We start from the raw sequence: 21357 nt of genomic DNA, 5'->3' as shown, positions 1-21357 counted from the left end.
TCATCAGCGGAAGACGGTTCCGCTGATGACGGCCATAAGCCCGGCTGATGCCGACTGGTCGTCAGTGCTGTCTCCGCCGCCCTGAGACGGCACCGACGACCAGCCGGGGTTCAACCGCGGAGTTCGGCGGCAGCGGCGGAGAGGATGTCGCGGAGCCACATGTGCGCCGGGTCGTTGCGGTACATCGGGTTGAACCAGAACGCCTCGGCCAGGGGGATCACCTCGAACGGGCATTCCAGCACCCGGATCCGCGCGACCGGCGCGAGCAGCCGGGCGAGGCGTTCCTGCAGCAGCGCGACCCGCCGCGATCCGGCGACCAGGAACGGCATCTGCGCGAACCCGTCGACCACCAGGTCGACGCGCGCCTCGATGCCTAACATCCGCAGCTGGCGGGAGGCGGGCGCGAACGCGGTCGGCCGGTCGAAGATGACCACCCAGGGCAGGTCGGCGAGCTGGTCCATGGTGAGCGCGTCACCGACCTCGGGGTGGTCCTCGGACACGATGCAGACCCACCGGTCGGTGTAGAGGTCCAGGTAGGGCAGCCCGGAGACGAAGCCGTGCGGGATGAGCAGCCCGTCGGCGCTGCGCAGGGTGTCGGCGGCGTGGTCGACGGCGTACGGGGTGGTCTGCTGGAACCGCAGCCGGGCGCCGGGCGCGAGCGCGGCGACCCGGCGGGCGATCAGCGGCCCGAGGACGGTGGCCGCGTAGTCGGAGCTGACGATGGTGAACTCGCGGTCCAGCCCGGACGGGTCGAACGCGGCGGTGGAGTCGAAGACCCGCCGCACCCCGGCGAGCGCGGGCCCGGTCAGGGTGGCGACCCGGCTGGCCAGCGGGGTCAGGTCGTACCGGTTGCCGACCCGGACCAGCAACTGGTCACCGAAGTGCCGCCGCAGCCGGCCGAGGGCGCCGCTGACCGCCGGCTGGCTGACTCCGAGGCCCTCCGCGGTGCGGGTCACGTTCCGCTCGCGGAGCAGGGCGTCGAGCGTGACGAGCAGATTGAGGTCGAGGTTCGCCAGCACTCGGTCGACGGCCATCCCGACACTATAAGCCTGGCCTATGGCTGCGATCACCAACTTGAGCTTCCCTGATGTCCCGCCCGGTTGCGACAGTGGTCCCAGTCACAGGGGTAACAGAAGGGAAACCGCCGTGCCAGCAGTTCGTAATGTTCTGGTCGTCGGTGGCGGTGCCGCCGGGGCCGCTGCGGCGATTCTCCTCGCGGAGGGCGGTGTCTCGGTCGAGCTGATCGACGGAAAACCCGACGTGGCCGCGCTCGGCTCCGGCATCACCCTCCAGGGCAACGCCTTGCGGGTGCTGCGGCAGCTCGGCGTCTGGGAGCAGATCAAAGCCGAGGGGTACGAGTTCGACACCCTCGGCCTGCGCGCCCCCGACCCGGCCGGCACGCTGATCGCCGAGCTCACCGACATCCGCACCGGCGGCCCGGACCTGCCCGCCACGTTCGGCATGTACCGGCCCACCCTGGCCCGGATCCTGATCGACCGGGCCGCCGCGGCCGGCGCGAAGATCCGGTTCGGGACCCAGCCGGCCGGCCTCTCCCTGGACGGCGAGGTCACCTTCGCCGACGGGGAGAAGCGGACCTACGACCTGGTGATCGGCGCGGACGGGCTGCGGTCGTGGACCCGGCGCCGGATCGGCATCGACGTCGAGCCACAGCCGGTCGGCATGGGCATCTGGCGCACGTTCACCCGGCGGCCGGCCAGCGTGACCAGGACGGACCTGTACTACGGCGGGCCCGCCTACATCGCCGGGTACTGCCCGACCGGACCGGACTCGATCTACGCGTACCTGGTCGAGGACGTGCAGGACCGGTCCGGCCTCAGCCCCGAGGAGGCCCTCGCCGCGATGCGGGAGCTGGCCGGGGCGTACCACGGGCCGTGGGACGAGATCCGCGAGACGCTCACCGACCCGGCTCGGGTCAACTACACCGCCTTCGAGAGCCACGTCGTCGACGGCCCGTGGAACCGCGGGAACGTGGTGCTGATCGGCGACGCCGCGCACAGCTGCCCGCCCACTCTGGCCCAGGGCGCCGCCCAGGCCCTCGAGGACGCGTCCGTGCTCGCCGAGCTGCTGCTGCGCGAGGACACGGTCACCGACGAGCTCTGGCGGGAGTTCACCGCCCGCCGCCTGGACCGCGCCAAGACCGTGGTCGAAGCCTCCCTGCAACTGGCCCGCTGGCAGCTCGCCCACGAGCGTGGCGACGTCCCCGGCCTGATGGCCCGCGTCGCCCACCTGGTCGCCGAGCCCGCCTGAAAGGAACACCGATGAACGACGAACGACTCATCACCCACCTGCGGCACGTCGACCTGGCGGTGCCGGACTACGACAGGCAGTTCGAGTTCTACACGAACATGTGGGGGCTGGACGCCGAGACCACCGACTCCGGGATCGCCTTCCTGGCCGCGGCCGGGTCACCGGAGCAGTACTCGGTGCGGCTGCGCAAGGCCGAGGAGAAGCGGCTCGACCTGGTCGCCTTCGGGGCGGCCAGTGCGAGCGACGTCGACGCGCTGGCCGAACGGCTCGGCCGGGCCGGGGTGAAGCTGATCAGCGAGCCGGGCGCGCTGCACACCCCCGGCGGCGGGTACGGGTTCCGGTTCTTCGACTGCGACGGCCGTACCCTCGAGGTCTCCTCGGACGTCGCGGTGCGGCAGCACCGCAAGCTGGCGGAGGGCGAGGCCGTCCCGGTCAAGCTCTCGCACGTGGTGATCAACTCGCCGAACCCGGAGGCGACCGTCGCCTTCTACAGCCGGCACCTCAACTTCGCGCTCTCGGACACGCTGTTCCACCCGCGGATGGGCGAGATGATGTGGTTCATGCGGACCAACCGCTGGCACCACAGCCTCGCCGTCGCGCGCGGCCCGCACGTGGCCCTGCATCACGCGTCGTTCGAGATGCGCGGCATCGACGAGTACATGCGCGGCACCGGCCGGCTGCTGCGCGGCGGCGTCGAGAAGGTGTGGGGGCCGGGCCGGCACATGGCCGGGAACAACACGTTCAGCTACTTCCTCGACCCGCACGGCAACACCATCGAGTACACCACCGAGCTGGAGGAACTCGACGAGGACACCTGGCACCCGCACCTGTACGACTTCTCCGACCCCACGGTCAGCGACCAGTGGGGCACGGCGAACCCGATGAACGAGTTCGTCGCCAAGCAGTCGTTCAACGACGTCGACCGGGGCGTCTTCGTGGCGCCGCCGGTCTGAGGTCGGCATGAGGCTCGCAACGTTCCGTCACGACGGCCGGGTCCGCACCGGCGTCGTCGACGGCGATCAGGTCCGCCCGTTCGCGGGGGACCCCACCATGCTGGAGATCATCTCCGCCGGCGTCCCCGCCGCGCTGGAGGGCGCGCTGCCGCTGGCGGACGTGCGGCTGCTCGCGCCGTTGCAGCCCACGACGCTCCGCGACTTCGTCGCGTTCGAGGAGCACGTCGAGGGGGTGCGGCGCAGCATCGACGGTTCCGGCGGCGTGCCCGACGCCTGGTACGACGCCCCCACGTTCTACTTCACCAACCCCAACCGGATCTACGGCCCGGACGACGAGGTGCCCTTCCCGGCCCACTCGGTGAATCGCGACTTCGAGCTCGAGGTCGCCGCGGTCGCCGGGCCGGACGGCGCCATCTTCGGGTACACGATCCTGAACGACTGGTCTGCCCGTGACCTGCAGAAACGCGAGATGCAGGTGAATCTCGGCCCGGCCAAGGGCAAGGACTTCGCCAGCAGCCTCGGCCCCTGGATCGTCACCGCCGACGAGCTGGAGCGCTTCAAGGACTCCGACGGCTTCCTCGATCTGTGGTGCGACGTCACCGTCAACGGCGTCGAGGTGGGACGTGACCTGCTCAGCAACATGGGCTGGACGTTCGAGACCATGATCGCCTATGCCGGCCGGGACAGCCGGATCGTCCCCGGTGACGTGCTCGGGTCCGGGACCGTCGGCAACGGCGGCTGCCTCGCGGAGCTCTGGGGCCGTAACGGCCGCCAGGATCCGCCGCCGCTGCGTGACGGTGACGAGGTCACCCTGACCGTCGAAGGTATCGGCAGCCTGACCAACCGCATCATCTCCGGTTCCAAGACTGAGACGCTTCCGCAGGCCCGCCGCCGTGACCCGGCGTCGGCCCGCGCAGAAAGGCAGCACTGAATGTTCGAGTACTTCCCCGGCAACTACGTCTGGAACCTGGGCGTCGTCGCCACCCTCAACAGCGGCGGGCTGATCGACGAGGTGGACCGCGCGTGCCGGCCGATCAAGGAGCTCGCGGCGCAGGGCGCCGACGTCGGCACTAGTGAGTTCATGGCGTCGTGGTCGGCGGTCGCCGAGGACCTGGCGGCACAGGCGGCGGCCGACGAGGCGGCCGGCAACAGGCGGACCGCGGGACAGAAGTACCAGCGAGCCACCAACTATCTCGCGCAGGCCGAGCGCATGCAGAGCGCCAAGTCGCCCGACCGCAAGGCGTTCTACCAGCGGCTTCTCGACCTGCAGCAGAAGGCGTTCGACCTGATCGACCCGGCGACCACGCGGGTGGCGATCCCGTTCGAGGGCGCGCTGCTCCCGGCGTACTTCAAGAAGGCCCCCGTCGACGGCCCCGCCCCGGTGATCATCCTGTGGAACGGGCTCGACTCGACCAAGGAGCACATGTACGCCTCCGGCTTCGCCCACGAGCTGGCCGAGCGGGGCATCCACACGCTGATGGTCGACTGCCCCGGCAGCGGCGAGGCGCTGCGGTTCCTCGACCTCAAGTCCCGGGTCGAGACCGAGGACTGGGCGGCGGCGTGCGTCGACTACCTCCTCACCCGCGACGACGTGGTCCCCGGGAAGATCGGGCTGGTCGGGTGGTCGCTCGGCGGCTACTACGCGCCCCGCGCGGCCGCGTTCGAGAAGCGGCTCGCCCTCTGCGTCGCCTGGGGCGCCAACCACGACTGGGGCGCCGTGCAGAAGCGCCGCCTCGAGCGCGAGGGTGAGAACCCGGTCCCGCACTACTGGGATCATGTGCTGTGGGTGTGGGGCGAGGACGACCTCGACACGTTCATCACGAAGGCCGAGGCGGTCAACCTCGACGGCGTGGTCGAGAAGATCACCGTGCCGTTCCTGATCTGCCACGGCGAGAACGACAGGCAGATCCCGCTCGCATACGCGCACCGCTCCTACGAGCAGGCCGTGAACTCCCCGCAGCGGGAGCTGCGGATCTTCACGCCGGCCGAGGGCGGGGCCGAGCACATCGGGCTGGACCACTTCGCGCACGTGCAGACCTACATCGCGGACTGGGTCGACGGTGTTCTCCAGAAGTGACCCGGAGGGCGCCATCGCGGCGGCGGCGAAACGGTGCTCCAACTGGGGGCGGTGGGGTGCCGACGACGTACGCGGCACGATGAACTTCCTGACCCCGGACAAGCGCAGGGAAGCCGCGTCGCTGGTGCGGCGCGGGGTGTCGTTCTCGCTGGCGCAGTCGTTCGACGCGAACGGCCCGCAGAAGGGCTGGCGGCGCCGCACCAACCCGGTGCACACCATGCTGGACACCGGCACCGACGCGGCCGCCGGCATCCAGGGTTTCCCGCACGGCCTCGGCGGCGCCGACGACGTCATCGCCATGCCGTTGCAGTGTTCGACCCAGTGGGACGGACTCGGCCACATCTTCGACCACGGGATGGCCTGGAACGGGCGGCCCGCGGGCGAGGTGGTGACCAGCCTCGGTGACGCGCGGACCGGCATCGAGACGGTCGCCGACGTGATCGCCGGGCGCGGCGTGCTGCTGGACTTCGGCGACCTGCCGGACGGCTTTGCCATCACGGCGGACCACCTGCGGGAGCGGATCCACGCGCACGGTCTGACGGTGGGGACGGGTGACATCGTCCTGGTACGCACGGGCCAGCTCGCCCGGGCCCGGCGGGACGGCTGGGGCGACTACGCCGGTGGTCCCGCCCCCGGCCTGTCGTTCGGCACCGCCGACTGGCTGCACGCCACCGAGATCGCCGCGATCGCCACCGACACCTGGGGCTTCGAGGTGCGGCCGAACGAGTTCGACGACGCGTTCCAGCCGCTGCACCAGGTCGCCATCCCGCACATCGGCCTGTTCCTCGGCGAGATGTGGGACCTCGACGCGCTCGCCGCCGACTGCGCCGCGGACGGGGTCTACGAGTTCTGGCTGACCGCGGCGCCGCTGCCGATCACCGGCGCGGTCGGGTCACCGGTCAACCCGATAGCCGTCAAATAGGTGATGGGGGCGTTCCTCTCGGTTCGCCCCCATCGTTTCGAGCCGGAACCTAGGCAGTGGCGGCTGCCGGCTCCGCCGCCGGGCGGCGCTTGGCCACCCAGCGCTCGAAGATCACGGTGGTGAGCGGCGGAACGGAGGCGGCCAGACCGAAGAAGGTCCGCCACAACGACCAGCGCTCGGTGAACGCCACCCAGAGGGTCGCGGCGATGTAGGCCACGAAGAGGGCCCCGTGCAGGCGGCCGAAGAGCCACACGCCCGCCTCGGTGGTCTCCGTGACGTACTTCAGAAACATGCCCACGAGGAGGCCGGTCCAGGTGAACGCCTCGGCGATCGCGGTGATCCTGAAGATCCGGAACGGTTCCACCCTGCTGACTCCCCTCGAACGACGCCCCTGCAGCGTACGGCCCGGAAGATGAGTGTTTCCTGAAGGATGATCCGCCCGATTTAGGGTATTAGCGCCCCTGTTGGAGATCGTCGAGGGGGAGTATCGCCGTGCCGGACATCGTGGAGATCATCAAAGAGCAGCACCGCCAGGTCGAGGAACTGCTCACGCGGGTCGAGGAGGAGGACGCCGACCAGGCCGCGCTGATGCAGGAGGTGGCGCGACTGCTGCTGCCGCACTCCGAGGCGGAGGAGAGCTTCGTCTACCCCGCCATCCGCGATCTGGCAGCCGAACAGGGCGACGAGGTCAAGGACGGCATCGCCGAACACCACCAGGTCGAGGAGATGCTCCAGAACCTGCTGCGCGGCGATGCCGGCGACCCCGGTTACGGCGGCACGGTCGCCGCCATCGCCGGCGAGCTGCGCCACCACGTGCAGGAAGAGGAGGAGGAGCTGCTCCCCATCCTGGCCGAACGTCTCGACGACGTCCAGCGCGAGGAGATGGGCCGCCGCTTCCTGGAGGCCACCACCGGCTCCCTCCCCGGTGACCAGGCGGACGGCGAGGACGGCGACGAGCACGCCGCCACCCGCAAGGAGCTGTACGAGAAGGCCAAGGAGCAGCACGTCCCCGGCCGCTCCCGGATGAACAAGCAGGAGCTGGCCGACGCCGTCGGCGAATCCTGACCCGCGCCGATCCGGGTCATCGGGTCGCCGGTGACCCGGATCCACCGGATAATCGGGGAGTGGGAGAGAGATCGTCTGCGGAGCGGATGCGGCCGTGCCGGCGGTGCGGGCATCCCACCAGGGTGGATCGGATGATCCAGGGGTACGGGCGCAACTGTGCCGCCCTGCTCGGGCTGATCGGGGGGACGGTGGACACCGGGCACACCGGGCCGGACCTGCTGGACCTGATCGAGGTGGAGCCGGAGGACAGTTGCGACGGCCACGACCGGCCGGCCGACTCCGGGATCGCTATCTTTCGGCGACGCAGGCCAGCATCAGGTTTCGCGCCTCGCCGGTGATCGGCTCGTCGGCCGGGTCCGGGCGCCACAGGGGAGCGGCGACCAGGCCGGGTTCGACCAGGCGCCAGCCGTCCAGGAAACGGGCCATCCGCTCGGCGTCGCGCGGCACCAGCGGGCCGCCGGTGCGGGTGTAGAGGTGCGTGATGCGTTCCAGGACCGCGGTGTCACCGGCGAACGTGGTGTGCGAGAACGCGAGGACGCTGCCCGGCACGACCGCGTCGCGGTAGGCCCGGACCGCCGCGTCCAGGGCCGGGCCGTCCGGCACGAAGTGCAGCACCGCGACCATCATGACGGCCACCGGGCGGCTGAAATCGATCAGTTCGCGGACCCGTGCGTCGCCCAGGACGGTGGCGGGCTCCCGCAGGTCGCTGTGGACGACCGCGGTCAGCGGGTCGTCGCCGAGCAGGTGCCGGGCGTAGAGCACGGCGGTGGGGTCCACGTCGACGTAGACGACGGTCGCGTCCGGGACCTCCGCGCGGGCCACCTCGTGCACGTTGCCCTCGGTCGGGATGCCGGAGCCGAGGTCGAGGAACTGGGTGATGCCGCGGCCGGCCGCGTACCGGACGGCGCGTCCCAGGAAGGCCCGGTTGGCGCGGGCGAGCAGCGCCGTCTCCGGCAGCAGTTCGCTGGTCCGGGTGGCGATGGCCCGGTCGACGGCGAAGTTGTGGGTGCCGCCCAGGAACGCGTCGTAGACCCGGGCGGGACTCGGCCGGTTCGGGTCGATGGGCGGAGCCGCGGTGCTCATGCTCCAAGATTCCCGCAAAACTGCCAACTCAGTACTGAAATATCCGTACATAGGTAGTTTGGGAATGGGAGGCATCGGTGGAGTCAACCGGAATCCCGGGGCTCCTGCTCGACACCGCCCCGGACGCGATCATCGTCAGCCGCTCGGACGGCGCCATCACCATGGCCAACCGCCGGGCCCACGACATGTTCCGGTACCCCGCCGGTGACCTGGTCGGCCGCTGCGTCGACGACCTGGTGCCGCTGGAGAGCCGCGAGCGGCACCCGGGTATGCGCGAGAGGTACCTCTCCGGCGCCCACCCACCGCTGCGCCGCTTGCCGCTGCGCGGGCTCCGCAGCGACGGCAGCGTCTTCCCCGTCGAGGTCTCCCTGTCCGCGGTCACCGCGCCGGACGCCGAGACGTACGTGACCGCCGTCCTGCGCGACGACACCGTGCAGCGGGAGGAGGCCCGCAGCCGGGCGCTGCTCGCCTCGATCGTCCAGTCCTCGCACGACGCGATCGTCACCACCGACCTGGACGGCCGGGTGCTCTCCTGGAACCCCGGCGCCGAGTCGCTCTTCGGCTATCCGGCCGACGACATCGTCGGCGCACACATCGACCGGACCATCCCGGCCGACCGTCGCGCCGACGAGGAGCAGATCCGGCTGCTGGTCCGTCTCGGCGGCCGGGTGGACCGGTACCGCAGCACCCGCCTCACCGCCTCCGGCGACGGCATCGCGGTCACCGTGCTGGTGTCCCCGCTGGTCGACGAGCACGGCACCGTCATCGGCACCACCAGCATCTGCCGGGACATCAGCGACCGGGAGCGGGCCGAGGCGCGGGTGCAGGCGATGCTCGACGCAGCCCCGGACGCGGTCCTCGGTGTCGCCGAGTCCGGCGCGGTGGTGCTGGTCAACGCCGAGGCCGAGCGGCTGTTCGGTCATCCCCGCTACGACCTGCTGCACATGCCGGTCGGCGCGCTGCTGCCGGACGGCCTGCCCGCGGCGTCGGCGGTGCTGCGCACCGGCGGCGACAGCACCCCGCTGGACTCCGAACGGGCGCCGGACCAGGCCGATCAGCGGTGGGCCGGCCGTCGCGCGGTGCGCCGCGGCGGCGCCGAGATCCCGGTCGACATCGCCTGCAGCGCGCTGCGCACCGACAGCGGCGTGGTCACCGTGGTGGTGGTCCGGGACATCACCGAGCGCCTGGCCGCCGAACAGGAGCGCCGCCGGCTGCGCGAGGAGGCCGACCGGCAGCGCCTGGAGGCACGCATCCAGCAGACCCAGCGGCTGGAGAGCCTCGGCCAGCTGGCCGGCGGGATCGCGCACGACTTCAACAACCTGCTCGCGGTGATCCTCAACTACGCGTCGTTCATCATCGAGGACGCCGCCGGCACCGCGCCCGCCTCGGACGCCGAGCAGATCGCCCGGGCCGCCCGCCGCGGCAGCGACCTCACCCACCAGCTGCTCGCCTTCGCCCGCCGGGAGGTGATCCGTCCCCGCCCGCTGAACCTGAACACGGTGGCCACCGAAGTGCACCAGATGCTGGACCGGTCGCTGGGCGAGCACATCACCCTGACCGTACGGACCACGGCCGGCCTGCCGTCGGTGATGGCCGACCCGGGCCAGCTGGAGCAGGTGCTGGTCAACCTGGCCGTCAACGCCCGCGACGCGATGCCCACCGGCGGCCGGCTCACCATCGACACCGCCCTGGTCGACGTGGACCCCGACCACGCCGCGGCCCGGGCCGGGCTCAGCACCGGCCGGTACGTGCGGCTGCGGGTCTCCGACACCGGCAGCGGCATGCCGAAGGAGGTGATCGACAAGGCGTTCGAGCCGTTCTTCACCACCAAACCCAGCGGTCAGGGCACCGGTCTGGGCCTGGCCACCGTCTACGGCATCGTCACGCAGGCCGGCGGCACCGTGCAGATCTACTCCGAGCCGGGCATCGGCACCACGTTCACCATCCTGCTGCCGGTCACCGACGCGGAGGCCCACCAGCACGTCCCCGAGGAGTCGGTGGCCGAACTGGCCGGGCACGGCGCGACCGTCCTGGTGGTCGAGGACGAGAGCGCGCTGCGCGAGGTGACCTGCCGGATCCTGAAGCGCGGCGGGTACACCGTGCTGGCCGCCGAGGGCGGCGACGAGGCGCTGCGGCTGGCCGCCGAGAACACCGTCGACGTCCTGCTCACCGACGTGATCATGCCGAACATGCTGGGCAAGGACCTGGCCGATGCGATCCGGTCACGGTGGCCGGGCACCAAGGTCCTCTTCATGTCCGGGTACGCCCAGCCGGTGCTCACCACACACGGCACCCTCTCCGCCGACGTGCATCTGCTGGAGAAGCCGTTCACCAGCGCGGAGCTGATGCGGGCGCTGCACGACGAACTTCAGGCCAAGCCGTGACATCGATCGCCGTCTACGGGGTAAGGCGGTGGTCATGGCGTACCGGAAAATCGGAGTCCTCCTGGTGGGAACCGTCCTCACGGTGACCACCGCGGGGGTGCGGCCCGCCGCGGCGGCCGCGCCCGGCGACGACCAGCAGTACCTGCCGGCCGACAAGACCGGCTTCCTGACCTCGGCGGACACCCGGAGCAGGGTCTGGGCCACGGTGCAACGATCCGGTGGCCTGGGCGAGATCTTCTACCCCGACATCGGTACGCCGAGCGTGCGCGCCTGGCAGTTCGTGGTGACCGGCCCGGGCGGTTACGCGGTCCGCGCCGACCAGGCCGCGGTCACCACCGAACTGACCGACGGGCGCAGCCTCAGCTACCGGCAGACGTTCACCGAGCGGTCCGGCCGATGGCGGCTGACCGTGGCGTACACGACCGACCCACGATCCGCCGCCGTCCTCGCCGACCTGCGGTTCACCACCCGGGGCGACCGGCCGCACCGGGTCTACGCGGTCTACGACCCGGCGCTGGGCAACACCCGCGGCAACGACTCCGGGCGTACCGAAGGGGACGCTCTCCTCGCCGCCGACGGACCCGTGACCAGCGCGCTCGCCGCACGCCCCGCCTTCACCGCCACCTCCAGCGGCCATGCCGGCACCGACGACGGCTGGACCGACCTGCTGGCCGACGGCCGGATGGACGTCCGCAACGGCTCGGCCGCGGCGGGCAGCCTGGTGCAGACCGGCGAGACCACGCTGACCGGCGCCCCGGGCCGCCGCGAAGCCACCCTGGCCCTCGGGTTCGCCCCGGACACCGCGGCCGCCCTGGCCGTCAGCCGGGACGTGCTGGCCCGCGGTTTCGGCCCGGTCGCCCGCGAGTACGCCCACGGCTGGTCCCGGTACCTCGACGGCCTGCACCGGCCGCCGCCGGGCGCCGACCCGCGCCTGTACCGGGTGTCCGCGATGGTGCTCGCCGCCAGCGAGGACAAGACGTACCGGGGCGCCTACATCGCCGCGCCGGCCGCGCCGTGGGCGTTCGGCCGCGACGACCCGTCCGGCCCGTACCACCTGGTCTGGTCCCGCGACCTCTACCAGATCGCCACCGGACTGCTGGCCGCCGGCGACCGGGCCGGGGCGAACCGCGCCCTCGACCACCTGTTCACCGTGCAGCAGCGGCCGGACGGCTCGTTCCCGCAGAACGCCCGGGTCGACGGCACCCCGGTCTGGGCGGGCCTGCAACTGGACGAGGTGGCGCTGCCGCTGGTCCTCGCCTACCAGCTGAACCGCACCGACCCGGCGACCTGGGGTCACGTGCGGCGGGCCGCGGACTTCCTGCTCGCCTTCGAACAGGACGGCAACCGGGCGCCGTGGAGCCCGCAGGACCGCTGGGAGAACCAGTCCGGGTACTCCCCGGCCACCATCGCCGCGCAGATCGCCGGCCTGGTCTGCGCCGCCTCGCTGGCCCGCGCCAACGGCGACACCGCCGCCGCGGACCGCTACCTCGCCGCCGCCGACGAGTGGCAGCGGCGGGTCAAGGCGTGGACCGTGACCGGCACCGGGCCGTACTCGTCCCGGCCGTACTTCCTGCGCCTGACCAAGGACGGGCAGCCGGACCGGGGCACCACCTACGACATCGGCGACAGCGGGCCGGCCGGCGTCGACCAGCGAGCCGTCGTCGACCCGGGCTTCCTGGAACTGGTCCGCCTCGGCGTGCTGCCGGCCGGCGACCCGGTCGTGCGCGACAGCCTCGCCGTCGTCGACCGGCAGCTGGGCGTGCCGACCCGGCGCGGTCTGTTCTGGTACCGCGCCTCCTTCGACGGGTACGGCGAGAAGGCCGACGGATCGGCGTGGGACTACCCGCTGCCGGCCGGCTCGCGGATCACCCGGGGACGGGCGTGGCCGCTGCTCAACGGCGAACGCGGCGAGTACGCGGTAGCGGCCGGCGACATCGGTGCGGCCCGGCGGCAGCTCGCCACGATGGCCCGGACCGCCGGTCCCGGCCTGCTGCTGCCCGAGCAGGTGTGGGACCGGCGGCCGCCGTTCCGCGAGCCCGGCACCCCGACCACCTCGGCCACCCCGCTCACCTGGTCGCACGCCCAGTACCTGCGGCTGGCCGCGGACACCGCCGCCGGGCGGGTCCTGGAACAGCCGGCCGTGGTGGCCGACCGCTACCTCCGATGAGCGCCCGGGATCCCGAGCTCGCCGGTGATCAGTTCGCCGAGTTCAGGACGAAACCCAGGCAGCCGCAGACGGCCAGGGCGACCGTGAGGGCGAGCAGCGTCCAGGCGGCCACCGCGCCCGGATAGCGCTGCGGGGGAGCGCCGATCGCCCCGCGCAGGAACGACAGCAGGGGAGCGCGGTACTCCAGCTCGACGGTCTGGCCCGGAACCGCCACCACGGTGGTGTCGGCCGCGCCGATCCGGGACGGGATCAGGTAGGGCACGTGGACGTGCACGTGGTGCTCGCCGGTCGCCACCGACTGCACCACTCGCCCCCAGGACGCCGGGACGCCCTGCCCGTCGATCTCCAGCACCGGCGTGTAGAGCCGCAACAGGAACGCGAGCGGCGCGTATCGCAGGGTCACCGCGATCGACGAGCCGCCGTTACGGCGGACGTTGTCGATCGGCGGGAACCCCGGCGAGAAGGGCCGGTACGGCGGCGCGATGGTGGCCATGGCCCGGGAAGGATATGCCGGGCGCATGCTCCGGCAAAAGACCGGCGGACGTCCGAAGTGGACTCCGGCGGTCCGGACGGGGGTGGCCCGGCACTTCATGATCTAGGTCGCCGTCCGGCTTCGTGACCTTGCACGATCGACGTAATGTCAGTAGGGAGAACGCACGGTACCTGCGAATTCTCAGCGTTCGTTCAGCGGGCGTTGCTAGTTTTCCGAGGCACCTTTTTCACACGGGAGAACATCGTGGTCTTCAAGAAGTTGCTCGGTGCCTTCGGAGTGGGTGGCCCGAGCGTCGACACCGTGCTGTCGAACCCGAGCACCTACCCGGGCGCGCCGCTCACCGGCAACGTCAACCTCGTCGGCGGCACGCAGGACGCGGACATCGAGCACGTCACCCTCGGCCTGGTCACCCGGATGGAGGTGGAGGGCGGCGGCGGCGACTACTCGGCGGTCAGCGACTTCCTGCGGGTCCCGGTCACCGGCCCGATGCGCCTGGCCCCCGGCCAGCAGCTGTCCATCCCGTTCCGGATCGACATGCCCTGGGAGACCCCGATCACCACGGTGTACGGGCAGACCCTGCGCGGCATGGTCATGGGCGTGCGCACCGAGCTGGCGATCGCCCGGGCCATCGACAAGGGCGACCTGGACATGGTGCACGTGCACCCGCTGCCGATCCAGCAGCGCATCCTCGACGCGTTCGCGGCGAACGGGTTCCGGTTCAAGTCCGCCGACCTGGAGTACGGGCAGATCTACGGGGTCCACCAGACCCTCCCGTTCTACCAGGAGATCGAGTACTTCCCGCCCCAGCAGTACGCGGCGGCCGGCATCAACGAGGTCGAGCTGACCTTCGTGACCAGCCCGCACCAGGTCGAGGTGGTGCTGGAGTTCGACAAGCGGGGCGGCCTGTTCACCTCCGGTCAGGACACCTACAGCCGGTACACGGTGTCCCACGGCGACGCCGACACCACCGACTGGCGCCAGGTCGTCGACGGCTGGGTGCGCCAGGCGGTCGACCGCCGCAAGTCGATGCCGGGCTTCGGTCACGCGCCGCAGGGTTACGGCCAGCCGGCGTTCGGGCACCAGCAGCCGGGTTACGGCCACCACGGCCACTACCGGCAGGGTCACTCCCAGCCGGGTCACGGGCATCACGGCCACTACCGGCGCGGGCACCACGGCGGCATGGGCGGCGCGGCGATGGGGGTCGCCGGCGGTCTGGCCGCGGGTTACCTGGCGGGTGAGGCGATCGACGAGGTCGGCGACGCGTTCGAGGACTTCGGCGAGTAAGGCCGGATCGGCGTTCACCAGGGCGGGAGCTGCGGCTCCCGCCCTTTTCGTTGCGTATGGCGGTAAGGACCGGATGAGTGACGGCCCCTTCGTCGCCGCTGCTCCAAGGCCTATATCTCCCACTCACTCTATGGGAAATGTATGTGTGCTGGGTCACAAAACGGCTGACGTGAGCGGCCTCGGCGACTTACGTTCTCAACGCAACCACGGTTACCCCGAACGCACCGGTGCTCGACCGGCGCGCTGGAATCTCCTGTGAACGCCGACGGCCAGCCGGGCCGCCCGGCCGATGACACGCACCCTCCCCACGGCCAGCCGGCCACTCTTGAAGGAGCTCCGATGACAACCCGTCGATCCGCCCTCGCCGCCGCCCTGGCCGGTGTCCTCACCGTCACCACGCTGGCGGCCTGCGGCGCCGACGGCGCGGCCGCACCCGGCGAACAGGTCAAGGAGCTGCGCTACCAGGGCTGGGTCGGCACGGTCACACCCCCGGAGCTGGCCGAGGAACTCGGCTTCTTCGAGGACGTCAAGCTCAAGTGGATCGGCAACACGATCAGCGGCCCGCAGGACATCCAGGCCGCCACCACCGGCGACATCGACTTCGGCGGCGCCTTCAACGGCGCGATCGTCAAGCTCAAGAGCTCCAAGGCCCCGATCACCGCGGTGGTCGGCTACTACGGCGCCGACAAGGACAGCTACAACGGCTTCTTCGTGCTCAAGGGCAGCCCGATCAAGACCGCCAAGGACCTGATCGGCAAGAAGATCGGCGTCAACACGCTCGGCGCGCACGCCGAGGCGGTCACCAAGACCTACCTGACCCGGGCCGGCCTCACCCCGGCGGAGATCAAGCAGGTCGAGCTGATCGTGGTCCCGCCGGTCAACACCGAGCAGTCGCTGCGGTCCGGCCAGATCGACGTCGCCTCGCTCAGCGGCACGTTGCGCGACCTGGCCCTGGAACGCGGCGGTGTGCGCCCGCTCTACACCGACTTCGAGCTGCTCGGCGCGTTCACCGGCGGCAGCTACGTGCTGCGCGACGACTTCATCGAGAAGAACCCCGACACGGTACGCAAGTTCACCACCGGCGTGGCCAAGGCCATCGAGTGGTCCAAGATCCAGCCGCGCGAGGTGGTGATCGCCAAGTTCGAGGAGATCATCGCCAAGCGCGCCCGCAACGAGGACAACAGCCAGCTCAAGCACTGGAAGAGCTACGGCGTGACCAGTAAGGGCGGAACCATCGTGGACACCGACTTCAGCACCTGGATCGAGTGGCTCAGCGGCACCGGCGAGCTCAAGAAGGGCGACCTCGCGGCCCCCGACATCTACACCAACGAGTACAACGGCGTCGCGAGTGGGGCCGCCTGATGACCGCCGAGCCGAAGATCCGCTTCGAGAACGTCGGCAAGACGTTCACCTCCCGCGGCCGTACCGTCACCGCCCTCCAGAACATCGATCTGGACGTCCACGCCGGTGAGTTCCTGGTGATCGTCGGCCCCAGCGGCTGCGGCAAGTCCACCCTGCTCGACCTGCTCGGCGGCCTGGCCACCGCGTCCAGCGGCCGGATCCTGGTCGACGGCGAGCCGGTCACCGGCCCCGGCCTGGACCGCGGCATCGTCTTCCAGCAGTACGCGCTGCTGCCCTGGCGCACCGCCCAGGGCAACATCGAGTTCGGCCTGGAGGCCAAGGGCGTCGGCCGCAAGCAACGCGCCGGCCAGGCTCGCGAATACCTCGACCTGGTCGGACTGGCCGGCTTCCACGACCGGTACCCGCACGAGCTGTCCGGCGGCATGAAGCAGCGGGTGGCGATCGCCCGCAGCCTCGCCTTCGACCCGGACGTGCTGCTCATGGACGAGCCGTTCGCCGCCCTCGACGCGCAGACCCGCGACGGCCTGCAGGACGAGCTGCTACGGATCTGGGAGAAGACCGGCAAGACCATCGTCTTCATCACGCACGGCATCGAGGAGGCCGTCTACCTGGGTCAGCGGGTCGCCGTGATGACCTCCCGGCCGGGCCGGATCAAGGAGGTCGTCGAGGTGCCGATCGACGCCCGGTCGGCCACCGAGGACCTGCGCAGCGACCCGCAGTTCACCCACTACCGGCACCAGATCTGGACCCTGTTGCGCGACGAGGTCGACCGGGCCCGCACCGAGGAGTTGGAGCGCAGCCATGTCGCTTAGCGTCACCGAAGCCCTGCTGCTGACCCCGGTGGCCCAGGCCGAGCCGCCCGCCCCCGCCAAAGGCCGGAGCGCCGGCCGGATCCTCGGCAGAATCCTCACCAGCGTCGTCGCGATCACCGTGTTCGCCGCCGTCTGGGAGGTCTTCCCCCGGCTCGGGCTGGTCGACGCGGTGTTCCTGCCGCCGCTGTCCGAGGTGCTGACCGCCTGGTGGGACCTGCTGGTCTCCGGCGAGCTGTGGAGCCACACCGAGGCCAGCCTGATCCGCTCGGCGGCCGGGTTCGGGCTCGCGGTCGCCGTCGCGGTGCCGCTCGGCCTGCTGATCGGCTGGTACCCGCCGGTGGCGAACCTGCTCAACCCGCTGCTCGAACTGTTCCGCAACACCGCGGCGCTGGCGATCCTGCCGGTCTTCGTGCTGATCCTGGGCCTCGGCGAGACCTCCAAGATCTCGATCATCTTCTACGGCTGCACCTGGCCCATCCTGCTCAACACGGTGAGCGGTGTCCGTACCGTCGACCCGCTCCTGATCAAATCGGCCCGCTCGCTGGGACTCGGCCCGATCAGGCTCTTCCAGAAGGTCGTGCTCCCGGCCGCCGTCCCGACGATCTTCACCGGCATCCGGCTGGCCGGCGCCGCCTCGATCCTGATCCTGATCGCCGCCGAGATGGTCGGCGCCAAGGCCGGCCTCGGCTACCTCATCAACTACGCCCAGTACAACTTCGCGGTTCCCGACATGTACGCCGGAATCCTCACCATCTCGGTGATCGGCCTGATCGTGAACCAGCTTCTGATCGTCACCGAGCGCCGCTTCTCCACCTGGCGCACCAACTGATCCGAGAAAGGAAGAACATGAGCATCGACATCACGCGCATCGGTGGCCGGATCGGCGCGGAGATCTCCGGCGTCGACCTCAAGAACGAGATCGACGACGTCACCGCCAAGGAGATCCACAACGCCCTGGTCGAGCACAAGGTCCTGGTCTTCCGCAGCCAGCACCTCGACGACGAGCAGCACCAGCGGTTCGCCTCGATCTTCGGCGACCTGACCCTGGCCCACCCGACCGTCCCGTCCGTCGACGGCCAGGCCAACGTCCTCGAAGTCGCCGGCGGCGAGGGCGCCCGGGCCAACGCCTGGCACACCGACGTCACGTTCGTGGTCGCGCCGCCGAAGGCCACCACCCTGCGCAGCCTGGTCATCCCGCCGTACGGCGGCGACACCCTGTTCTCCAACACCGCCGCCGCGTACGCCGACCTGCCCGAGCACCTGCGCCTGCTCGCCGACCGGGCCTGGGCCGAGCACTCCAACGAATACGACTACGCCGAGCACCCGCAGTTCCGCTCCACCGAGGTCGAGGAGTACCACAAGGTCTTCGTCTCGACCCGGTACCGCACCGCCCACCCCGTCGTCCGGGTCAACCCGGACTCCGGCGTACCGAACCTGTTCATCGGCAACTTCGTCACCGGCATCCTCGGCCTGTCCAAGACCGAGAGCCGGGACATCCTGCGACTGCTGCAGCACTACGTGACCCGCCCGGAGAACACGCTGCGCCACAAGTGGCAGGTCGGCGACATCGTCGTCTGGGACAACCGCTCCACCCAGCACTACGCCGCCGACGACTACGGCGACCTGGCCCGCAAGCTGCACCGGGTCACCGTCGCCGGGGACGTGCCGGTCAGCCTCGACGGCACCAAGAGCTACATCCTCGAAGGCGACGAGGCCACCCACTACACCCCGCAGGTGCAGTGATGACCCGTCCCGGCCAGCTGCACCTCAACGCCTTCCTGATGAGCGTCGGCCACCACGAGGCGGCCTGGCGGCTCCCGGAGAGCGACCCGTACGCCGACCTCGACGTCGAGCACTTCAAGAACCTCGCCCGGATCGCCGAACGCGGCCGCCTCGACTCGCTGTTCCTGGCCGACGGCCCGGTCCTCTGGGACCAGGTCGGCCGCCGCCCCTCCGGCGTCCTCGAACCGACCGTGCTGCTCACCGCCCTGGCCGGGGCGACCCGCCACATCGGCCTGATCGCGACCGCGTCGACCACCTACAACGAGCCGTACAACCTGGCCCGCCGCTTCGCCTCGCTGGACATCGTGTCCGGTGGGCGGGCCGGCTGGAACATCGTCACCACCGCGGGCCTGGACGCCGCCCGCAACTTCAACCTGGACGCCCTGCCCGCGCACAAGGAGCGGTACGAACGGGCCGCCGAGTTCGTCGACGTCTCGCTGAAGCTGTGGGACTCCTGGGACGACGAGACGATCGTCGCCGACAAGGAGAGCGGGGTCTGGGGCGACGAGTCCAGGATCTACCCGCCGGCGCACAAGGGCGACTACTACTCGGTCGCCGGGGCGCTCAACGTCCCGCGCTCCGCGCAGGGACACCCGGTGCTGGTCCAGGCGGGCTCGTCGGAGAACGGCCGCAACTTCGCCGCCCGGTACGCCGAAGCCGTCTTCACCGCGCACCAGACGCTGTCCGACGCGCAGGAGTTCTACGACGACCTCAAGCGCCGGACCGCCGAGCACGGCCGCGACCCGGACCACATCAAGATCCTGCCGGGCATCGTGCCGATCATCGGGTCGACCGTCGCCGAGGCGCGCGAGCTCGAGGCCGAACTGGAGAGGCTGATCCGCCCCGAGTACGCCCTCCAGCAGCTCGCCGTCCTGCTCGGCATCGAGGCCTCCCGGCTGTCCCTCGACGGGCGCCTGCCCGCCGACCTGCCCGAGGAGGAGCAGATCGAGGGTGCCAAGAGCCGGCGTACGCTCGTCGTCAACCTGGCCCGCCGGGAGAACCTGACGGTCCGCGAACTGATCGGGCGACTCGGCGGGGGCCGTGGCCACCTCACCTTCACCGGCACGGCGGTCCAGGTCGCGGACGAGATCGAGCACTGGTACTCCCACGGCGCCGCCGACGGCTTCAACATCATGGCGCCGGTCCTGCCGTCGGGCCTCGCGGCCTTCGTCGACCAGGTCGTGCCGATCCTCCAGGAGCGTGGCCGGTTCCGCACCGAGTACACCGGCCGCACGCTGCGCGACCACTACGGCCTGCCGCGCCCCGCGAACCGCAACACGGCCGGCCGCCAGACGGTCACCTCCGCCTAGCGCCCACCTGCACGGTCAAACCCCGGCTGGTTCTCAGGGCTGTCTCGCGGGCGTCGAGACAGCCCTCAGAACCAGCCGGGGTTTGGCGGGCCGGCCATCTGGCGCTGACCGGGAATGATCGTTGCGGGGTGCGGGACGGGCCAGGATCCGCGGGCTGCCGGGACGGCTCACGCTGCGGTCGGGGCGGGTGTGGGCGTACAACGGCAAGGTCTTGATCGTGAAAAGCCCCGGCGCCGCGCTCGGTGGACTCTGCCTGGTCGGCATCCTCGTCATGGGCGCCGGGACGGGGATTCGTCGTATGTGACGGTGCTTCTGCTGTACGCGGTGGCGCCGGCGGGGGCGCTGCTCTGCGCGATCCGGGTGCCGCGGCCGGCCGTTCCCGTCGAGTCACCGGCCGCCGTCTGACCCGCTCCTGTTCCGTCAGTCGCCGTACTGTCTGCCGGGCGGTTCCGCTGTCTGCCGTCAGTCGCCGTGTCTGCCGCTCGGTCCCGCTGTCTGCCCGTCGGTCCGGTGGTACCTGCCGCCTCGGGCCCGTGCTGTCTGCTTCAGAGCTCGGCGAGGGCGGTCTGGCGGCGGGCCTCGGCGACGTCGGCCATCAGCGTGTCCCACTGCTCGTCGGGGCGGAACCTCGCCATCCGGATCCGTTTCGCGGAGCTCGCCGAGGTGTACTCCCACCAGGCGGCCACCCGAACCGGCCACAGGCCGACGCGGACCGCGCCGGCGATGAAGCAGCGGTGCGCCAGAAGCGTGGCCGCGAGAATCTCCGGGTCCAGGTCCAGCTCCGGGTCGTCGATCGCCTTGCCGAGAGCGCGGACGTCCCGGTGCATCTCCGAATAGCCCAGCATCCCGGGCATCGCGGGAACCAGGAGCTCGTCCTCCGGGGCGACGAGGTCGTCGGCGTAGGCGGGCGTGAACACCACGTCGTCCACCGTGATGATCAGCGGAAGGGAGGCACGGCCGCGTTTGAGGTCGACCTGCACCGCGGGGGCGCCGGTCGGGACCATCACGGGGTACGCGTCGAGCACGTCCCGGAAGAGGAGCCGGGCGGTGTCACCGATCGCCGGCACGTGCACCGTGACGATGCCGGGGACCGCGTCCACCTGGGTTCCGGGGACCTGGGCGATCAGGTCGGCGAGCTCGTCAGTGCGCATGCGTCGGTTATATGCCCTCGGCGCATCCCGCACAGCCCCGGATCGCCCTTCATCTCGCCGTCCGGTCTGCTCTCCCTCCCTCGCTGCCGCTCCCTCTCCCTTCTCCCGCTGTCCCGTCTCTTCCTGTCCCGCCGCCTGGGCTCCGTCTGCCCGGCCGCACGCGGTCTCCGCTCTTCCCGGCCGGCCGCACGCGGTCTCCGCTCTTCCCGGCCGGCCGCACGCGGTCTCCGCTCTTCCCGGCCGG

The 21357-nt window shown here is 71.0% G+C and carries 19 protein-coding genes; 14 read left to right on the top strand and 5 right to left on the bottom strand.

The genetic code is table 11. From position 1 onward, the window contains the following. Positions 1-110 precede the first annotated feature (110 nt). A complete protein-coding gene (locus Aut01nite_RS40265) occupies positions 111-1034 on the bottom strand; it encodes a LysR family transcriptional regulator (RefSeq protein WP_043532806.1) in 924 nt (307 codons plus the stop codon). A gap of 112 nt (positions 1035-1146) precedes the next feature. Between Aut01nite_RS40265 and Aut01nite_RS40260 the strand changes: the two genes are divergently transcribed. From Aut01nite_RS40260 to Aut01nite_RS40240, 5 genes are read left to right on the top strand one after another with little or no spacing between them, the layout of a single operon-like run. Beyond that, positions 1147-2268 (top strand): FAD-dependent monooxygenase, encoded by a 1122-nt coding sequence (locus tag Aut01nite_RS40260; RefSeq protein ID WP_043532807.1) that lies wholly within the window; start codon positions 1147-1149, stop codon positions 2266-2268. Positions 2269-2279: 11 nt separating this feature from the next. Next, positions 2280-3221 (top strand): VOC family protein, encoded by a 942-nt coding sequence (locus Aut01nite_RS40255; RefSeq protein WP_043532808.1) that lies wholly within the window; start codon positions 2280-2282, stop codon positions 3219-3221. Positions 3222-3228: 7 nt separating this feature from the next. Continuing rightward, entirely contained in the window at positions 3229-4152 is a 924-nt protein-coding gene (locus tag Aut01nite_RS40250) for a fumarylacetoacetate hydrolase family protein (protein WP_043532809.1), read from the top strand. Beyond that, complete coding sequence (locus Aut01nite_RS40245) at positions 4153-5298, top strand: alpha/beta hydrolase family protein (protein WP_043532810.1); 1146 nt, start codon at positions 4153-4155, stop codon at positions 5296-5298. It abuts the gene before it with no gap. After that, positions 5282-6220 (top strand): cyclase family protein, encoded by a 939-nt coding sequence (locus Aut01nite_RS40240; protein WP_043532811.1) that lies wholly within the window; start codon positions 5282-5284, stop codon positions 6218-6220. Before Aut01nite_RS40245 ends, Aut01nite_RS40240 begins: the two co-directional genes overlap by 17 nt. Before the next feature lie 49 nt (positions 6221-6269). Here Aut01nite_RS40240 and Aut01nite_RS40235 read toward each other — a convergent pair whose 3' ends face one another. Then, entirely contained in the window at positions 6270-6584 is a 315-nt protein-coding gene (locus Aut01nite_RS40235; RefSeq protein ID WP_043532812.1) for a DUF3817 domain-containing protein, read from the bottom strand. Between the two features lie 128 nt (positions 6585-6712). On the opposite strand from Aut01nite_RS40235, the gene Aut01nite_RS40230 reads away from it, so the two are divergent. Continuing rightward, complete coding sequence (locus tag Aut01nite_RS40230) at positions 6713-7285, top strand: hemerythrin domain-containing protein (protein WP_043532813.1); 573 nt, start codon at positions 6713-6715, stop codon at positions 7283-7285. A 288-nt stretch (positions 7286-7573) separates the two neighbouring features. Here the strand turns inward: Aut01nite_RS40230 and Aut01nite_RS40225 are convergent, their stop codons facing one another. Next, positions 7574-8368, bottom strand: coding sequence for an SAM-dependent methyltransferase (locus Aut01nite_RS40225; protein WP_043532815.1), 795 nt, complete (start codon positions 8366-8368; stop codon positions 7574-7576). A 77-nt stretch (positions 8369-8445) separates the two neighbouring features. Between Aut01nite_RS40225 and Aut01nite_RS40220 the strand changes: the two genes are divergently transcribed. Both Aut01nite_RS40220 and Aut01nite_RS40215 read left to right on the top strand, forming a co-directional pair. After that, positions 8446-10752 carry a PAS domain S-box protein gene (locus Aut01nite_RS40220; protein WP_043532816.1) on the top strand — a complete coding sequence of 769 codons (2307 nt, stop codon included), beginning with the start codon at positions 8446-8448 and terminating at the stop codon, positions 10750-10752. 34 nt (positions 10753-10786) lie between these two features. Further along, positions 10787-12919 carry a glycoside hydrolase family 15 protein gene (locus tag Aut01nite_RS40215; protein ID WP_043532834.1) on the top strand — a complete coding sequence of 711 codons (2133 nt, stop codon included), beginning with the start codon at positions 10787-10789 and terminating at the stop codon, positions 12917-12919. Between the two features lie 28 nt (positions 12920-12947). Here Aut01nite_RS40215 and Aut01nite_RS40210 read toward each other — a convergent pair whose 3' ends face one another. Next, positions 12948-13412: a hypothetical protein gene (locus Aut01nite_RS40210; protein WP_084000025.1), complete on the bottom strand. Its 465-nt coding sequence runs from the start codon at positions 13410-13412 to the stop codon at positions 12948-12950. 243 nt (positions 13413-13655) lie between these two features. On the opposite strand from Aut01nite_RS40210, the gene Aut01nite_RS40205 reads away from it, so the two are divergent. The 6 genes from Aut01nite_RS40205 (at position 13656) to Aut01nite_RS40180 (ending at position 19962) form a co-directional block, all read left to right on the top strand. After that, the gene (locus Aut01nite_RS40205) at positions 13656-14696 is read left to right on the top strand and encodes a sporulation protein (RefSeq protein WP_043532817.1); all 1041 of its coding nucleotides are present in this window, start codon (positions 13656-13658) and stop codon (positions 14694-14696) included. A gap of 339 nt (positions 14697-15035) precedes the next feature. After that, a complete protein-coding gene (locus Aut01nite_RS40200; RefSeq protein WP_043532818.1) occupies positions 15036-16058 on the top strand; it encodes an ABC transporter substrate-binding protein in 1023 nt (340 codons plus the stop codon). After that, positions 16058-16870 (top strand): ABC transporter ATP-binding protein, encoded by an 813-nt coding sequence (locus tag Aut01nite_RS40195; protein ID WP_043532819.1) that lies wholly within the window; start codon positions 16058-16060, stop codon positions 16868-16870. The genes Aut01nite_RS40200 and Aut01nite_RS40195 overlap by 1 nt, the downstream gene beginning before the upstream one ends. Beyond that, positions 16860-17699 (top strand): ABC transporter permease, encoded by an 840-nt coding sequence (locus Aut01nite_RS40190; protein WP_043532820.1) that lies wholly within the window; start codon positions 16860-16862, stop codon positions 17697-17699. The genes Aut01nite_RS40195 and Aut01nite_RS40190 overlap by 11 nt, the downstream gene beginning before the upstream one ends. 17 nt (positions 17700-17716) lie before the next feature. Beyond that, on the top strand, positions 17717-18613 hold the full coding sequence (locus tag Aut01nite_RS40185) for a TauD/TfdA dioxygenase family protein (RefSeq protein WP_043532821.1): 897 nt from the start codon (positions 17717-17719) through the stop codon (positions 18611-18613). Beyond that, positions 18613-19962 (top strand): LLM class flavin-dependent oxidoreductase, encoded by a 1350-nt coding sequence (locus Aut01nite_RS40180; protein ID WP_043532822.1) that lies wholly within the window; start codon positions 18613-18615, stop codon positions 19960-19962. The genes Aut01nite_RS40185 and Aut01nite_RS40180 overlap by 1 nt, the downstream gene beginning before the upstream one ends. Positions 19963-20507: 545 nt before the next feature. Here Aut01nite_RS40180 and Aut01nite_RS40175 read toward each other — a convergent pair. Further along, positions 20508-21113 carry a hypothetical protein gene (locus Aut01nite_RS40175; protein WP_043532824.1) on the bottom strand — a complete coding sequence of 202 codons (606 nt, stop codon included), beginning with the start codon at positions 21111-21113 and terminating at the stop codon, positions 20508-20510. Positions 21114-21357: the final 244 nt, after the last annotated feature.

This window comes from Actinoplanes utahensis, from assembly GCF_016862455.1.
Taxonomy (GTDB): Bacteria; Actinomycetota; Actinomycetes; order Mycobacteriales; family Micromonosporaceae; genus Actinoplanes; species Actinoplanes utahensis.
The sequence above is the reverse complement of the archived record's forward strand: the minus strand, read 5'-3'. Positions and strand labels throughout refer to the sequence as shown.

Excerpts from the sequence above, each read along its gene's own strand:
- Aut01nite_RS40250 (WP_043532809.1), top strand. The coding sequence starts at position 3,229 with ATGAGGCTCGCAACGTTCCGTCACGACGGCCGGGTCCGCACCGGCGTC.
- Aut01nite_RS40200 (WP_043532818.1), top strand. The coding sequence starts at position 15,036 with ATGACAACCCGTCGATCCGCCCTCGCCGCCGCCCTGGCCGGTGTCCTC.
- Aut01nite_RS40255 (WP_043532808.1), top strand. The coding sequence starts at position 2,280 with ATGAACGACGAACGACTCATCACCCACCTGCGGCACGTCGACCTGGCG.
- Aut01nite_RS40195 (WP_043532819.1), top strand. The coding sequence starts at position 16,058 with ATGACCGCCGAGCCGAAGATCCGCTTCGAGAACGTCGGCAAGACGTTC.
- Aut01nite_RS40180 (WP_043532822.1), top strand. The coding sequence starts at position 18,613 with ATGACCCGTCCCGGCCAGCTGCACCTCAACGCCTTCCTGATGAGCGTC.
- Aut01nite_RS40215 (WP_043532834.1), top strand. The coding sequence starts at position 10,787 with ATGGCGTACCGGAAAATCGGAGTCCTCCTGGTGGGAACCGTCCTCACG.
- Aut01nite_RS40225 (WP_043532815.1), bottom strand. The coding sequence starts at position 8,368 with ATGAGCACCGCGGCTCCGCCCATCGACCCGAACCGGCCGAGTCCCGCC.
- Aut01nite_RS40175 (WP_043532824.1), bottom strand. The coding sequence starts at position 21,113 with ATGCGCACTGACGAGCTCGCCGACCTGATCGCCCAGGTCCCCGGAACC.
- Aut01nite_RS40265 (WP_043532806.1), bottom strand. The coding sequence starts at position 1,034 with ATGGCCGTCGACCGAGTGCTGGCGAACCTCGACCTCAATCTGCTCGTC.
- Aut01nite_RS40185 (WP_043532821.1), top strand. The coding sequence starts at position 17,717 with ATGAGCATCGACATCACGCGCATCGGTGGCCGGATCGGCGCGGAGATC.
- Aut01nite_RS40190 (WP_043532820.1), top strand. The coding sequence starts at position 16,860 with ATGTCGCTTAGCGTCACCGAAGCCCTGCTGCTGACCCCGGTGGCCCAG.
- Aut01nite_RS40245 (WP_043532810.1), top strand. The coding sequence starts at position 4,153 with ATGTTCGAGTACTTCCCCGGCAACTACGTCTGGAACCTGGGCGTCGTC.
- Aut01nite_RS40210 (WP_084000025.1), bottom strand. The coding sequence starts at position 13,412 with ATGGCCACCATCGCGCCGCCGTACCGGCCCTTCTCGCCGGGGTTCCCG.